Origin of the sequence: Luteimonas yindakuii, from assembly GCF_004803715.2 — a bacterium.
Classification (GTDB): domain Bacteria; phylum Pseudomonadota; class Gammaproteobacteria; order Xanthomonadales; family Xanthomonadaceae; genus Luteimonas; species Luteimonas yindakuii.
In genome coordinates this window covers 2,175,885-2,189,507 of record NZ_CP039383.2, presented here as the reverse complement: position 1 = coordinate 2,189,507, position 13,623 = coordinate 2,175,885, and the positions used below count along the sequence as shown (strand labels likewise).

Below are 13,623 nucleotides of genomic sequence, written 5' to 3'. Positions count from 1 at the left end.
CCGGCCCGCAGCCGCGGGTGGCAATGCGACGTAACGGATGCCCGTGCACCACTGCGCGGGCGCCACATCAGCAGGAGTTCCGCGCGTGAACCAAGTGACCAAAGCCCTCAACCTGGTGCCGATGGTGGTCGAGCAGACCAGCCGCGGCGAGCGCGCCTACGACATCTATTCGCGCCTGCTCAAGGAGCGGATCATCTTCCTGGTCGGGCCGATCGACGACCACGTCGCCAACGTGGTGGTGGCGCAGATGCTGTTCCTCGAGGCGGAGAACCCCGAGAAGGACATCAGCCTGTACATCAACTCGCCCGGCGGCGTGGTGACCGCGGGCCTGGCGATCTACGACACCATGCAGTTCATCAAGCCCGACGTCAGCACCATGTGCATCGGCCAGGCGGCCAGTGCGGGTTCGATGCTGCTGATGGCCGGTGCCAAGGGCAAGCGCTACGCGCTGCCGAACTCGCGGGTGATGATCCACCAGCCCTCCGGCGGCACGCAGGGCCAGGCCACCGACATCGAGATCCACGCGCGCGAGATCCTGTATCTGCGCCAGCGCCTGAACCAGCTGTACGCCGACCACACCGGCCAGCCGCTGGAGCAGATCGAGCGCGACATGGAGCGCGACCGTTTCCTCAGTGCAGAAGGCGCGAAGGAATACGGAATGATCGACGAGGTGCTCCAGCGCCGCCCGGACGAGTCGATCCAGCCGTCCTGAACGATTCGCCACGCAGCCGCGGCACGACCGCGGCCATATGCGGTAACTGTCTGACGCCGCTTGCGTTTCCATCCCCGCGGAAGGCGCGAACGCGCCCCGCGGCCGCTATGCTATTCTCGGTCCGTCTCTCCGCTCCGGCGGACCGTTTCATCTGGTAAACCGAAGCACATGAGCAAAGACGCCCAGGGCCGTTCCGGCGACAGCAACAAGATCCTGTACTGCTCGTTCTGCGGGAAAAGCCAGCATGAGGTCCGCAAGCTGATTGCCGGCCCGAGCGTGTTCATCTGCGATGAATGCGTCGAACTCTGCAACGACATCATCCGCGAGGAACTCGAGGAAAAGGCCCAGTCGGCACGCAGTTCGCTGCCCAAGCCGAAGGAGATCCTCGAGGTCCTGGACCAGTACGTCATCGGCCAGAACCGCGCCAAGCGCACGCTCGCAGTGGCGGTGTACAACCACTACAAGCGCATCGAGAGCCGGCAGAAGAGCGACGACGTCGAGCTGGCGAAGTCCAATATCCTGCTCGTCGGCCCGACGGGTTCGGGCAAGACGCTGCTCGCGGAAACGCTGGCGCGCCTGCTCAACGTGCCGTTCACCATGGCCGATGCCACGACGCTGACCGAAGCCGGCTACGTGGGCGAGGACGTCGAGAACATCATCCAGAAGCTCCTGCAGAAGTGCGACTACGACGTCGAGAAGGCACAGCAGGGCATCGTCTACATCGACGAGATCGACAAGATCTCGCGCAAGAGCGAGAACCCGTCGATCACCCGCGACGTGTCCGGCGAAGGCGTGCAGCAGGCGCTGCTGAAGCTGATCGAAGGCACGATGGCCAGCGTGCCGCCGCAGGGCGGGCGCAAGCATCCGCAGCAGGAGTTCCTGCAGGTCGACACCAGCAACATCCTGTTTATCGTCGGTGGCGCGTTCGCCGGGCTGGAGAAGATCATCCAGCAGCGCAGCGCCGATGGCGGTGGCATCGGCTTCTCGGCCAAGGTGAAGAGCAGCGAGCGCAAGGCCGATACCGGCAAGGTGCTGGCGGACGTCGAGCCTGAAGACCTGATCAAGTTCGGCCTGATCCCGGAGTTCGTGGGTCGCCTGCCGGTGGTCGCCACGCTCGAAGAGCTCGACGAACCGGCGCTGGTGCAGATCCTCACCGAGCCCAAGAACGCCATCACAAAGCAGTTCAAGCGCCTGTTCGACATGGAGGGCGTGGAGCTCGAGTTCCGCGAGGACGCGCTGGCCGCGATCGCGCGCAAGGCGATCAAGCGCAAGACCGGCGCGCGCGGGCTGCGCACCATCGTCGAATCGGTGCTGCTCGACACCATGTACGACCTGCCGTCGCTGGAGAACGTCAGCAAGGTGGTGGTCGATGAATCGGTGATCGAGCACAAGTCCGAGCCGTACCTGATCTACCAGGCGCCGCCGGCGCCACCGAAGGTCGCCGCCGGGGAATAACCCCGCCGCGGCCGGCCGGATCCAGTGCCCGCGCTCCCCTTGGGCGCGGGCATTTTCGTTGCAAGCCACTGATTCGCCGGCGTGTATGACCTCCGCCGCAATGGCACGCAGCGTCCGCTTGCAAGCACCCCGCGCGAGCCCCATAACTGGAAGCCAGTTGCGGGCGATCCTGCCCGACCGTTTCCCCCGGAGTCCCGATGACCGCTACCCCCGAAACCGCCGCTTTCGAACTGCCGGTGCTGCCGCTGCGTGACGTCGTGGTGTTCCCGCACATGGTGATCCCGCTGTTCGTGGGGCGCGAGAAGTCCATCCGTGCGCTGGACATGGCGATGGAGGCCGACAAGCGGATCCTGCTGGTGGCGCAGAAGTCGGCCGAGACCGACGATCCCGCTGCGGACGACCTGTACAAGGTCGGCACCGTGGCGCAGGTGCTGCAGTTGCTGAAGCTGCCCGACGGCACGATCAAGGTGCTGGTCGAGGGCGTGGCGCGCGCCAGCGTCGACGCCGTGCTGGAGCGTGGCGGCACGCTGGCGGCGCGCGGGCATGAAGTCGAGCCGGAGGACGGCCGCGAGGAACGCGAGATCGAGGCGATCGCGCGCTCGCTGATGAGCCTGTTCGAGCAGTACGTCAAGACCAGCCGCAAGTTGCCGCCGGAACTGCTGCAGACCCTGGCCGGCATCGACGAGCCCGGCCGCCTCGGCGACACCATCGCCGCGCATCTGGGCGTGCGCCTGGCCGACAAGCAGAAGCTGCTGGAGACCTTCGAGACCGGCAGCCGCCTGGAGCTCCTGGTCGGCCTCGTCGATGGCGAGATCGACGTGCAGCAGATGGAGAAGCGCATCCGCGGCCGGGTGAAGTCGCAGATGGAGAAGTCGCAGCGCGAGTACTACCTCAACGAGCAGATGAAGGCGATCCAGAAGGAGCTCGGCGAGATGGACGACGCGCCGAACGACATCGAGGAACTCGCGCGCAAGATCGCCGAGGCCGGTATGCCGAAGGCGGTGGAGACCAAGGCGAAGAACGAGTTCAACAAGCTCAAGCAGATGTCGCCGATGTCGGCCGAAGCCGCGGTGGTGCGCAACTACCTCGACTGGCTGCTGGGCGTGCCGTGGAAGAAGCGCAGCAAGGTGCGCAAGGACCTCAAGGTCGCGCAGGACGTGCTCGACGCCGACCACTACGGCCTGGAAAAGGTGAAGGAGCGCATCCTCGAATACCTCGCCGTGCAGGCGCGGGTGAAGCAGCTGCGCGGCCCCATCCTGTGCCTGGTCGGCCCGCCGGGCGTCGGCAAGACCTCGCTCGGCCAGTCGATCGCCAAGGCCACCAACCGCAAGTTCGTGCGCATGTCGCTGGGCGGCGTGCGCGACGAGGCCGAGATCCGTGGCCACCGCCGCACCTACGTCGGCTCGATGCCGGGGCGGATCGTGCAGAACCTCAACAAGGCCGGCACCAAGAACCCGCTGTTCGTGCTCGACGAGATCGACAAGATGTCGATGGACTTCCGTGGCGATCCGTCGTCGGCGCTGCTGGAAGTGCTCGACCCCGAGCAGAACAGCGCGTTCAACGACCACTACCTCGAGGTCGACCTGGACCTCAGCGAGGTGATGTTCGTCGCCACCTCGAACTCGCTCAACATCCCCGGCCCGCTGCTCGACCGCATGGAGGTGATCCGCATCCCGGGTTACACCGAGGAAGAGAAGCTCAACATCGCCATGCGCTATCTCGTGCCGAAGCAGCTCAAGGCCAACGGGCTTGCTGCCAGCGAGTTGAAGATCGCCGAGGCCGCGATCCGCGACATCGTGCGCTACTACACGCGCGAATCGGGCGTGCGCAACCTCGAGCGCGAAGTCGCCAAGATCTGCCGCAAGGTGGTCAAGGAGATCGCGCTGGCCGGCCCGCAGGCGAAGAAGGCGACGAAGACCGTGGCCGTCAATGCGCGCAATCTCGAGAAGTACCTGGGTGTGCGCCGGTACGACTTCGGCCGCGCCGAGGAGGACAACGAGATCGGCATGGTCACGGGTCTTGCGTGGACCGAGGTCGGCGGCGACCTGCTGCAGATCGAGTCGACGCTGGTGCCCGGCAAGGGCCAGCTGATCCTCACTGGCCAGCTCGGCGACGTGATGAAGGAGTCGGCGTCGGCGGCGCTGTCGATCGTGCGTTCGCGCACCGAACGGCTCGGCGTTGCGATGGATTTCCTGCAGAAGCACGACGTGCACGTGCACGTGCCAGACGGCGCCACGCCCAAGGATGGCCCGAGCGCAGGCATCGCGATGACCACCGCGCTGGTGTCGACGCTGACCAAGATCCCGGTGCGCGCCGACGTGGCAATGACCGGCGAGATCACCCTGCGTGGCCGTGTCACCGCGATCGGCGGCCTCAAGGAGAAGCTGCTTGCCGCGATGCGTGGTGGCATCCGCACCGTGATCATCCCCGAGGAGAACCGCAAGGACCTGACGGACCTGCCGAAGTCGGTGACGCAGCAGATGGAGATCGTGCCGGTGAAGTGGATCGACGAGGTGCTCGACCTCGCGCTGGAGTACCCGATCAAGCCGGTGAAGCCGAGCAAGGACGTCGCGCCGGTCATCGCCAAGCCGCGCTCGAAGAAGTCGGGAACGCAGGCCGGCGTCAAGCATTGACACGCCCGCACAGCCTGCGTTAGTGCGCGTAAATCCGCGTGGTTGTGGGCTTTTTCCTTGCGTCGCACCGGGGGCGCTGTTATAAAACCCGCGTCCGCGATGTGCGACGCACGTCGCGCATCGCATCGTCCGAACCGGCCAGGCAAGCACGTCGATACTCGAGGCGGGCCGGTTGTCATCATCGCGACCTCGCAGTCGCACAGGAGCGTTCCTAAATGAAGAAGTCCGATCTGATCACGACCGTCGCCGACAAGTGCGACCTCACCAAGGCCCAGGCCACCTGCGCCGTCGACGCCGTGTTCGAGGCGATCACCAACGGCCTGAAGCAGGGCGAGGACGTCGCCATTGCCGGCTTCGGCACCTTCGAGGTCCGCGAGCGCGCTGCACGTACCGGCCGCAACCCGCGCACCGGCGAAGAGATCCAGATCGCCGCCACCAAGAACCCTGCGTTCAAGGCTGGCAAAGCGCTCAAGGACGGTGTAAATTAAGCGGCTCCTTCGGGGGTGCTTAGCTCAGCGGTAGAGCGTCGCCCTTACAAGGCGAGGGTCGGGGGTTCGAAACCCTCAGCACCCACCACGCCAAGGTTTTAAGAGTTTCAACGCGGAGCGGTAGTTCAGTTGGTTAGAATGCTGGCCTGTCACGCCGGAGGTCGCGGGTTCGAGTCCCGTCCGCTCCGCCATTGATCTCGAAGGGCGCCGTCTTCGGCGCCCTTGTTTTCTTCAAAGGGTAGGGGATGTCGAATCCCGCCCGGATGCACACGAAACAGTTTCAAACGCGGAGCGGTAGTTCAGTTGGTTAGAATGCTGGCCTGTCACGCCGGAGGTCGCGGGTTCGAGTCCCGTCCGCTCCGCCATCTTGTTTCCGAAGGGCGCCCGTAACGGCGCCCTTCGTTTTTTGTGCGACGTGGTTCGTCCGGCTGCGCCCGCCGTTGTGATGCGGGCTGCGTGCGTACGTCTGCGCCGGACTGTCGACCTTCGGCATTCCGGGTAAACTGCGCGGCTACGTCGAACCCCGGTTGTCGCCATGCTGCAAGCCCTGAGAGAGAAAACCAGCGGTTGGATCGCGGTCGCGATCGTGATCCTGCTGGCGATTCCGTTCGCCTTCTTCGGCATGGAGCAGTATCTGTTCCAGGGCGGCGGCAACCATGTCGCGCGCGTCGAGTCCGCACCCTCGTGGTGGCGCACGGCGCCGGACTGGTGGCCTGTTCGCAAACTGGCATGGGTGCACGAGGACGTGTCGCCGGAAGACTTCCGCTTCGCATTCGAGCAGGAGCGGCAGCGCCAGCGCGAGGAGCAGGGCGACGCTTTCGACGGCCTCGCATTCGAGAGCGCGGACAACCGCCGGCAGGTGCTCGAACAGCTGATCGACCAGGCGGTGCTGCGCCTCGCCGCGCGCAATCGCGGCATCGCGGTGGGCGACGCGCAGGTCGCGGCGGAGATCCAGCAGATCCCGTCGTTCCAGGTCGAGGGCCGCTTCGACCCGCAGCGCTACCAGCTGGCGCTGCAGTCGCAGAATCCACCGATGACGCCGCGGCAGTTCGACGAGCGCGTCCGCGAAGGCATGCAGCAGTCGCTGCTGCCCACGCACGTCGCGCAGTCGGCCTTCGTGACCCCGGCGCAGATCGATCGCCTGATGGTGCTGCTCGGCGAGCGCCGTGACGTGTCGTTCGCGGTACTGCCGCCGATGACCGACGAGGCGCCGGTGTCGGACGCGGACCTGCAGGCCTGGTACCAGGCCAACCAGGCCGACTACCGCGCGCCGGAGATTGTGACGGTGGAGTACATCGTGCTCGACGGCAGCGGGCTGCAGGACGAGGTGGTGGACGAGGCCCAGCTGCGCGCGCATTACGAAAAGGAGCGCGCACGTTACTCCGAGCCCGACCGCCGGCTGATCTCGCACATCCTGATCGAGGTTCCCGCCGATGCCGACGCGTCTGCGCGGCGCGCAGCGGAGGAAAAGGCCAAGGACCTCGCCCGGCAGGCGCAGCAGGGCGCGGATTTCGCCGCGCTGGCGCGTGAGCATTCCGAGGATCCCGGTTCGCGTGACGCCGGTGGCGACCTGGACTGGGTCGAGCCCGGCACGATGGGTGACGCGTTCGATGCCGCGCTCGCGCAGATGCAGCCCGGCGACGTCAGCACCGCCCGTACCGAATTCGGCTGGCATGTGCTGCAGCTGCGCGAATTGCAGGCCGGCACGCAGACCCCGTTCGAGGAAGTGCGCGAGCAGCTCCAGCGCGAGCTCGGCGAGGGTGCGCGCGAGCGCGGTTTCAGCGAACTCGTGAACCGCGTCGTCGATCGCGCCTACCGCAACCCGACATCACTCGCGCCTGCGGCGGAGGAAGCCGGCCTGCAGGTGCAGAAGGCCGGACCGTTCCCGCGTGGCGGGGCCCCGGGCGTACTCGCGCACCCGGCGGTGCAACGCATGGCGTTCAGTCCGGCCATGGTGGAGGACGGCACGGTCAGCGATCCGGTCGAAACCGGCCCGGAACAGTCCGTGATGTTGCGGGTGATCGAGCACTCCCCGGAACGTGCGCTGCCGCTGGAGGCGGTGCGTGACCGGGTGATCGCCGCGGTGCGTGCCGACCGTGCGCGCAGGGCCAATACGGCCGCCGCGGAGGCGATGGTCGGCCGGGTGGCGGACGGCGCGACGCTGGCCGAGGTCGCGGCCGAGCGCGACCTGCCGGTGCAGGACGTGCCGGGCGTGCCACGTGGTACGCCGGTGCCGCACCCGACTGCGGTCGAAGCCTATTTCCGTGCGCCGGTGCCGGCCGAAGGAGCGGTGTCGCCGGGTCATGTCGCCCTCGAGGATGGCAGCGTGGTGGTGTATGCGGTCAGCGCTGTCACCCCGGGCAATCCGGCGGAAGCCAGCGAACAGGAGCGCCAGATGCTGATTCAGCAGCTGACCATGCTCGCCGGCGGCGAGGCCGCGCAGACGCTGGTGCGCACGCTGCGCGCCCGGATGAAGGTCACGGTGAACGAAGCACGCCTGTAACCGGCGTAGCGGACGGTCGAAGCGGGCGCGGGCGGCAACGTCTGCGCCCGTTCTCTATGGCCGGGGCGTGGCGCGCATTCGCGTGTTGGTCCAGGCGGCTCCCAGGGTCGGGCGCGCCCGTGCAGTGCCGATCGCAGTGCCGGTCAACACCCTCCTCGTGGAGCGGCATTCAGGGGCTTCCCTGCGCAGTGTCCACGCCCGCGGTCTGCGGCAGCACGTCGTCGATCAGCAGGGTCATGCCCGGACGCAGCACGCTGTTGCCGCTCAGGCCGTTGCGTGCGAGGAGCTGGGCCACGCCGATGCCATAGCGGCGCGCGATGCGCCATACCGACTCGCCACGCGCAACGACATGCGAGCGGGGCGGCTCGACCGCCTGCGCGTAATGCACCGGTTCCACCGGCGCGCGGGCCGTGGTTACGGCCACGGCGGCTGTGGGCGGCGCGCTGCCGGAACCGGCAGCCGTGGCCGGCACCGCGGCAATCGCGGTCATGGCCGCGGCGTCGCTTCCGGCCCGGCCGGCACGCGCGGGCGCGAGCACCCGCAGGGCACGGTCGGCGCTGGCGACGCGGCCGTCCGGGAACGCGGGGTTGAAGCGGCGGATCTGTTCCGGGTCGTGACCCTCGCGGGCCGCCCAGCTGTCGAGGTGGTTCGCACCGCGCGGCAGCGGCGCCGGCACCAGCACCGGCACGCTGTGGTCGATCGCCTGCAGCCACTCCTCGCGTTCGCCGGCCTCCAGCAGCAGGCACGACAGCGCCTGCAGCTTGCGCACGTAGGCACGGGTGGTCTGCGGCATCGGCAGTTCTTCGGGACGCGCATCGGCGGCGCGCTGGCCGGCCTGGCGCAACGCGCCGAACAGCCGGTATTCGCCGGCGTTGTAGCCCATCACCGCCAGCCGCCAGTCGCCGGCGAACATCCCATGCAGGGTCTTGAGGTAGCGCACCGCCGCCTGGGTGGAATCCACCGGCGACAGCCGGCCGTCATACCCGGGGCGGATCGGCACCTTGTGGTTGCGTGCGGTGAGCGCGATGAACTGCCACAGACCGGCCGGTCCGGACGCGCTGCGTGCGCCGGGGCGGTAACCGCTCTCGACGAACGGGATCAGCGCGTACTCGGTGGGCAGGTGCTGGGCGCGCAGCTGGTCGACCACGTAGCCGAACAGCGGCAGCAGCCGGTCCGGCGTGCGGGCGAGATCAGCCGGGACATGGGCGAAATGGCGGCGCCAGCGCTCGCTGGAATCGGCGCTGCAGTCACGATCGGCAAGGCCGTCGACGAAGCTCTGGTAGATCTCCCGGCCCTGCCGCTCGGTGCGTGCCTCGGTCGCGCCGACCGGAGCGTCGGCCGCGACCACCGCAGCCGCGGGCAGGAGGCAGGCGAGGACGATGGCCAGCCGCCGCATCGCCGGGCGCCGCGCCCTCATGCGGCGAATCCGTCCTTCCAGGCGCGCAGGGCGCCGAACCAGGCGTCGCGGGGGGCATCCGCCGCCGGCGCGACCGGTGCGCGCAAGCGGATGGCGGCACGCACGGCAGGCACATCGATGCGCAGGAACGGGTTGCAGGCCAGTTCGTCGGCCAGTCGGGTGGGCAGGGTCGCTTTGCCGGTCTGGTCCATGGTGTCCAGCTCCTCGCTGAGGCGCGCCAGCGCCGGGTTGTCCGGTTCCACCGCACGCGCGAAGCGGGCGTTGGAATGCGTGTACTCGTGGCCGCAGCAGACCAGCGACGTGCCCGGCAGAGCGGCAAGGCGGTCCAGGGAGGCCAGCATCTGGGCGGGCGTACCCTCGAACAGCCGGCCGCAACCGAGGCTGAACAAGGTATCGCCGCAGAACAGTACCCCGTGGCCGTGGAAGGCCAGGTGGCTGCGGGTGTGGCCGGGGACCGCGAGCACGTCGAAGCACCAGGGGCCGATGGTGACCTGCTCGCCATCGGTGACCCGGCACGTAGCCAGCGCGATGCGCTCATCGACCGGAGCGATCACCGGCGTGCCCGGCCAGCGCTCCAGCAGCGCCGGGACGCCGCCGATGTGGTCGCCGTGGTGATGGGTCAGCAGGATCGCCAGCGGCGGCCCGCGCAGGGCTTCGAGCACTGGCGTGGCAACGCCCGGGTCGACGACCAGCGCGTGCGCACCGTCGTCGTCGGCGAGGCACCAGATGTAGTTGTCCGACAGTGCCGGGATCGGCTGCAGGTGCACTCGGCCGGCCCCCTTGGGTCTGTAGAATGCGTGACCATGCCCTCCACCTCCCTGAACGGTCAACCTGGGGTGACCACCTGGTTCGCCAGTCCCGCCGGTCGGGTCCTGCTCGACGGCGAGGACGCGATGCTGCAGCGGACCCTGGCGGAACGTCCGTCGCCGCCCTGGCTGTGGCTGGGCCCGGTGCCCCGGCCCGAACTCGACGCGGCCTGCGGACGCGGCCTGGGGCTGTGGCGTGGCCGGCATGGCTGGGAGGGCGCGGTGCGCTGCGGCCTGGCGCTGCCGTTCCCGAGCGCCACGATGGGCGTCGTCATCCTCCAGCACGTGGTGCGCGCCGGTGGCGAGGACGACGGCCTGCTCGAGGAGGCGGCGCGCGTGCTCGAGCCGGGTGGGCGCCTGTGGCTGTTCACCCTCAACCCCCTCTCACCGTATCGCTGGCGCTGGCGCGGCCAGGGCCTGCGCGCGGGCGAGCCGCTGGGCTGGCGTCGGCGCCTGCGCCGCGCCGGCCTCGAACCCGAGCCGGTCTCGCAGGGCATCGGCCCGCAGTGGAAGCTCGAAGCGAGTGATGTCCTGCAATCCGGCCCCGGCCTGCGTGCGGCCTACGCCCTGCGGGCGGAGAAGCGCGTGGCTGCGCTGACGCCGTTGCCCGCCGCACGGTTGGCATTGCCGCGGGGGTTGCCGGCGGCATGACGCGCAAGGCTGTGGAGATCCATACCGACGGCGCCTGCCTCGGCAACCCCGGTCCGGGTGGCTGGGCCGCGCTGCTGCGTTATCGCGGCAAGGAGCGCGAGCTGGTCGGCGGCGAGCCGCTGACCACCAACAACCGCATGGAACTGATGGCCGCGATCAGCGGCCTGGAAACGCTGACCGAACCGTGCACGGTGATGCTGCAGACCGATTCCCAGTACGTGCGCAAGGGCATCACCGAATGGATGCCGAACTGGATCCGGCGCAACTGGCGCACGGCGGGCGGTGAGCCGGTCAAGAACCAGGACCTGTGGCAGCGCCTCCATGCGGCCGCCGGGCATCATGAGATCGACTGGCGCTGGGTGAAGGGCCACAACGGCGATCCCGACAACGAGCGCGTGGACGTGCTCGCCCGCGACGAAGCCGTGCGCCAGCGCGCGGCGGCACTGGTGCGCTAGGCCATGGCAGACGGCAACCGACTCCGCATGCGACAGATCGTTCTCGATACCGAAACCACTGGCCTGGAGTGGCGCAAGGGCAACCGCGTAGTCGAGATCGGCTGCGTCGAGATGGTGGAGCGGCGCCCGACCGGGCGCACCTTCCATCGCTATCTCAACCCGCAGCGCGAATTCGAGATCGGGGCGCAGGAGGTCACCGGGCTGACGCTGGAGTTCCTCGCCGACAAGCCACTGTTTGCCGACGTCATCGAGGAGTTCATCGAATTCGTCGACGGCGCCGAGCTGGTGATCCACAACGCCGCCTTCGACATGGGCTTTCTCGAGGCGGAATTCGCGCGCTGCGATGGTGCGGGCAGGCTCGCCGACCGGGTGCGGGTGCTGGATTCGCTGGAGATGGCCCGCCAGCGCTACCCGGGCCAGCGCAACTCGCTCGATGCGCTGTGCCGGCGCCTCGGCGTCGACAACGCCCACCGTCAGTTGCATGGCGCGCTGCTCGACGCGCAGCTGCTGGCCGAGGTCTATCTCGCGCTGACGGCGGGGCAGGGCGAGATCGGCTTCGGCCAGGTGGACGAGGCCGAAGCCGCGAGCGCGGCGATCGCACTGGCCGGCCTGCGGCTGGGGCCGCGTCCGCGGGTGGTGGTGCTGGCGGACGAGCTGGCGGCGCACGCGGCGCGGCTGGATGCGATCGGCAGGCGTGCCGGCGGCAGGACCGTGTGGGAGACGATGCCGGCATCGTCGGCAGGCGTGGAAACCACCGCCTGACGTGACGGGTTCCGCACACGCGGAGATCGGTCTGCCGCTCGGCCCATCCCGGCCGGCGGTTACGCGCCGGACGGGATGCGTTATTGGCTGCGGACCAGCACCACGGTGACGTTGTCCGAGCCGCCGTTGTCGAGCGCGGCGGCCACCAGCCCGTCCGCACATTCCTGAGCACTGCATTCGTCGTGCGCCAGCACCCGGGCGATGCCGCGGTCGTCGACTTCCTCGGTGAGGCCGTCGCTGCAAAGCAGCAGCTGCATGCCCGACTGCAGCTCGCCGGACAGCGTCTCCACTTTCAGGGCCTCCGGCTCGGTCACGCCCAGCGCCTGGGTCACGACGTTGCGGTGGGGGTGATGGCGGGCCTGGTCGATGCTGATCGCGCCCTGCGAGATCAGCTCCTGCACGTAGCTGTGGTCCTGCGACAGCTGCACCAGCTTGCCGTCGCGCCACAGGTAGGCGCGACTGTCGCCGACCCAGGCCACCTGGAAGCGCCGGCCCTCGACCCGCGCCGCGACCACCGTGGTGCCCATCGGCAGGGCGTCGTGGCGACGGCGCGACGCGCGGATGATCTCCTCGTCGGCGATGCGGATGGCCTGCGCCAACGGCGTGCCCTGGCGGACCTCGCGGACGATGGTCTCGCGCGCCAGCGCGCTGGCGACCTCACCGTACTCGTGGCCGCCCATGCCGTCGGCCACCAGCCACAGCCCGAGTTCGGCATCGCCGTAGTAGGTGTCTTCGTTCAGTTCGCGCCGCAGGCCGGCGTGGGTGAGATGCCCGAACTCGATCATGCGTGGTCCGCGATTGCCGGTGGGGCCGATGGGAACAACGGCGGGACTGGCGGCGTGAGGTCAGCGGGCATGCAATCCGTCGGGTCGCGTATGGCGTGGTCGGATGATGGCATTGACGGGCGGATACGCAAAACGCGTCACAGTGCTGCGTCAGGGGCAGGGGATCGCGTGGCCTTGGCCACGCGCCCTGCGGCGCTTTGCGCCTCCGGGTCGAACCTGGGGTTCGGATCAAACTTCCCCTCTCGCCAGATACGCAAAACGCCCCTTGCGGGGCGTTTTGCGTATCTGGCGGAGAGGGGGGGATTCGAACCCCCGAGGCGCTATAAACGCCTGCCTGATTTCGAGTCAGGTACATTCAACCACTCTGCCACCTCTCCGGTGGCCCGGGGCATGCGCCGCGGGCCGCACATGATACGGGCGCGCCCTGCGGCCGACAAGCGTGGTCGATGGCTCCCGGGACGCCGCGTTACACTGCGGTCCGCTGTCCTCATTTGCGCGTGCCGATGTCCGAAATCCTGGTCCCCGTCTCGTTCGGCGAACTGCTCGACAAGATCGCCATCCTGCAGATCAAGGCCGAGCGGATCTCCGATCCGGCCAAGCTGGCCAACGTGCGCCAGGAACTGTCCGCGCTGGAGCGGACGTGGATGGCGCACCCGGCCCCCGCGCGGACCCCCGGCTTCGAGGCCGGGGCCGCCGGCCTTCCGGCGCTTCGTGCCGAGCTCAAGGCCGTCAACGAGCGCTTGTGGGACATCGAGGACGCGATCCGCCTGAAAGACAAGGCCGGCGAGTTCGACGCGGGTTTCGTCCGCCTCGCACGCAGTGTCTACCTCGAGAACGACGAACGCGCGCGGGTGAAGAAGGAGATCAACCTGCTGCTCGGCTCGGGCTATGTCGAGGAAAAGTCCTACCGCGATTACCGCGGCGGCGCGGCGCCCGACGCGGGCTGAGCCACCCGG

The 13,623-nt window shown here is 68.6% G+C and carries 12 protein-coding genes and 4 tRNA genes; 12 read left to right on the top strand and 4 right to left on the bottom strand.

The genetic code is table 11. From position 1 onward, the window contains the following. Positions 1-85: 85 nt before the first annotated feature. The 8 genes from clpP to E5843_RS10045 all read left to right on the top strand — a co-directional run bounded on the left by clpP (position 86) and on the right by E5843_RS10045 (position 7,791). On the top strand, positions 86-712 hold the full coding sequence (clpP, locus tag E5843_RS10080) for an ATP-dependent Clp endopeptidase proteolytic subunit ClpP (protein WP_134673836.1): 627 nt from the start codon (positions 86-88) through the stop codon (positions 710-712). Positions 713-880: 168 nt separating this feature from the next. After that, complete coding sequence (gene clpX / locus E5843_RS10075; protein ID WP_134673835.1) at positions 881-2,167, top strand: ATP-dependent Clp protease ATP-binding subunit ClpX; 1,287 nt, start codon at positions 881-883, stop codon at positions 2,165-2,167. Between the two features lie 197 nt (positions 2,168-2,364). Then, positions 2,365-4,800, top strand: a complete 2,436-nt coding sequence (lon, locus tag E5843_RS10070) for an endopeptidase La (protein ID WP_136412567.1) — start codon at positions 2,365-2,367, stop codon at positions 4,798-4,800. 215 nt (positions 4,801-5,015) lie between these two features. Further along, positions 5,016-5,288 carry an HU family DNA-binding protein gene (locus E5843_RS10065; protein ID WP_134673833.1) on the top strand — a complete coding sequence of 91 codons (273 nt, stop codon included), beginning with the start codon at positions 5,016-5,018 and terminating at the stop codon, positions 5,286-5,288. A gap of 13 nt (positions 5,289-5,301) precedes the next feature. Then, positions 5,302-5,376: transfer RNA gene (locus E5843_RS10060), tRNA-Val, on the top strand. 26 nt (positions 5,377-5,402) lie between these two features. After that, positions 5,403-5,479, top strand: a tRNA-Asp gene (locus E5843_RS10055). Between the two features lie 97 nt (positions 5,480-5,576). Next, positions 5,577-5,653: transfer RNA gene (locus E5843_RS10050), tRNA-Asp, on the top strand. 170 nt (positions 5,654-5,823) lie between these two features. Continuing rightward, positions 5,824-7,791 carry a SurA N-terminal domain-containing protein gene (locus E5843_RS10045; protein ID WP_136412566.1) on the top strand — a complete coding sequence of 656 codons (1,968 nt, stop codon included), beginning with the start codon at positions 5,824-5,826 and terminating at the stop codon, positions 7,789-7,791. A gap of 169 nt (positions 7,792-7,960) precedes the next feature. Here E5843_RS10045 and E5843_RS10040 read toward each other — a convergent pair whose 3' ends face one another. Then, positions 7,961-9,208, bottom strand: coding sequence for a lytic transglycosylase domain-containing protein (locus E5843_RS10040; RefSeq protein ID WP_425480714.1), 1,248 nt, complete (start codon positions 9,206-9,208; stop codon positions 7,961-7,963). Then, positions 9,205-9,975, bottom strand: a complete 771-nt coding sequence (gloB, locus tag E5843_RS10035; RefSeq protein ID WP_136412565.1) for a hydroxyacylglutathione hydrolase — start codon at positions 9,973-9,975, stop codon at positions 9,205-9,207. Before gloB ends, E5843_RS10040 begins: the two co-directional genes overlap by 4 nt. A gap of 69 nt (positions 9,976-10,044) precedes the next feature. Here gloB and E5843_RS10030 point away from each other — a divergent pair, with 69 nt between their 5' ends. From E5843_RS10030 to dnaQ, 3 genes are read left to right on the top strand one after another with little or no spacing between them, the layout of a single operon-like run. Then, positions 10,045-10,665: a class I SAM-dependent methyltransferase gene (locus E5843_RS10030; protein ID WP_166815978.1), complete on the top strand. Its 621-nt coding sequence runs from the start codon at positions 10,045-10,047 to the stop codon at positions 10,663-10,665. After that, the gene (rnhA, locus tag E5843_RS10025; protein ID WP_136412563.1) at positions 10,662-11,120 is read left to right on the top strand and encodes a ribonuclease HI; all 459 of its coding nucleotides are present in this window, start codon (positions 10,662-10,664) and stop codon (positions 11,118-11,120) included. Before E5843_RS10030 ends, rnhA begins: the two co-directional genes overlap by 4 nt. 27 nt (positions 11,121-11,147) lie before the next feature. After that, a complete protein-coding gene (gene dnaQ, locus E5843_RS10020) occupies positions 11,148-11,882 on the top strand; it encodes a DNA polymerase III subunit epsilon (protein ID WP_134673829.1) in 735 nt (244 codons plus the stop codon). A gap of 80 nt (positions 11,883-11,962) precedes the next feature. Here dnaQ and E5843_RS10015 read toward each other — a convergent pair whose 3' ends face one another. Then, positions 11,963-12,667, bottom strand: a complete 705-nt coding sequence (locus E5843_RS10015) for a PP2C family protein-serine/threonine phosphatase (RefSeq protein ID WP_134673828.1) — start codon at positions 12,665-12,667, stop codon at positions 11,963-11,965. Between the two features lie 286 nt (positions 12,668-12,953). Continuing rightward, a tRNA-Ser gene (locus tag E5843_RS10010) sits at positions 12,954-13,044 on the bottom strand. 126 nt (positions 13,045-13,170) lie between these two features. Between E5843_RS10010 and E5843_RS10005 the strand changes: the two genes are divergently transcribed. Next, on the top strand, positions 13,171-13,614 hold the full coding sequence (locus E5843_RS10005) for a hypothetical protein (RefSeq protein WP_134673827.1): 444 nt from the start codon (positions 13,171-13,173) through the stop codon (positions 13,612-13,614). Positions 13,615-13,623: the final 9 nt, after the last annotated feature.

Bases quoted from the DNA above. Each gene is read 5' to 3' on its own strand.
- clpX (WP_134673835.1), top strand. From the start codon at position 881: ATGAGCAAAGACGCCCAGGGCCGTTCCGGCGACAGCAACAAGATCCTG.
- lon (WP_136412567.1), top strand. From the start codon at position 2,365: ATGACCGCTACCCCCGAAACCGCCGCTTTCGAACTGCCGGTGCTGCCG.
- E5843_RS10065 (WP_134673833.1), top strand. From the start codon at position 5,016: ATGAAGAAGTCCGATCTGATCACGACCGTCGCCGACAAGTGCGACCTC.
- E5843_RS10045 (WP_136412566.1), top strand. From the start codon at position 5,824: ATGCTGCAAGCCCTGAGAGAGAAAACCAGCGGTTGGATCGCGGTCGCG.
- E5843_RS10040 (WP_425480714.1), bottom strand. From the start codon at position 9,208: ATGAGGGCGCGGCGCCCGGCGATGCGGCGGCTGGCCATCGTCCTCGCC.
- rnhA (WP_136412563.1), top strand. From the start codon at position 10,662: ATGACGCGCAAGGCTGTGGAGATCCATACCGACGGCGCCTGCCTCGGC.
- dnaQ (WP_134673829.1), top strand. From the start codon at position 11,148: ATGCGACAGATCGTTCTCGATACCGAAACCACTGGCCTGGAGTGGCGC.
- E5843_RS10015 (WP_134673828.1), bottom strand. From the start codon at position 12,667: ATGATCGAGTTCGGGCATCTCACCCACGCCGGCCTGCGGCGCGAACTG.
- E5843_RS10005 (WP_134673827.1), top strand. From the start codon at position 13,171: ATGTCCGAAATCCTGGTCCCCGTCTCGTTCGGCGAACTGCTCGACAAG.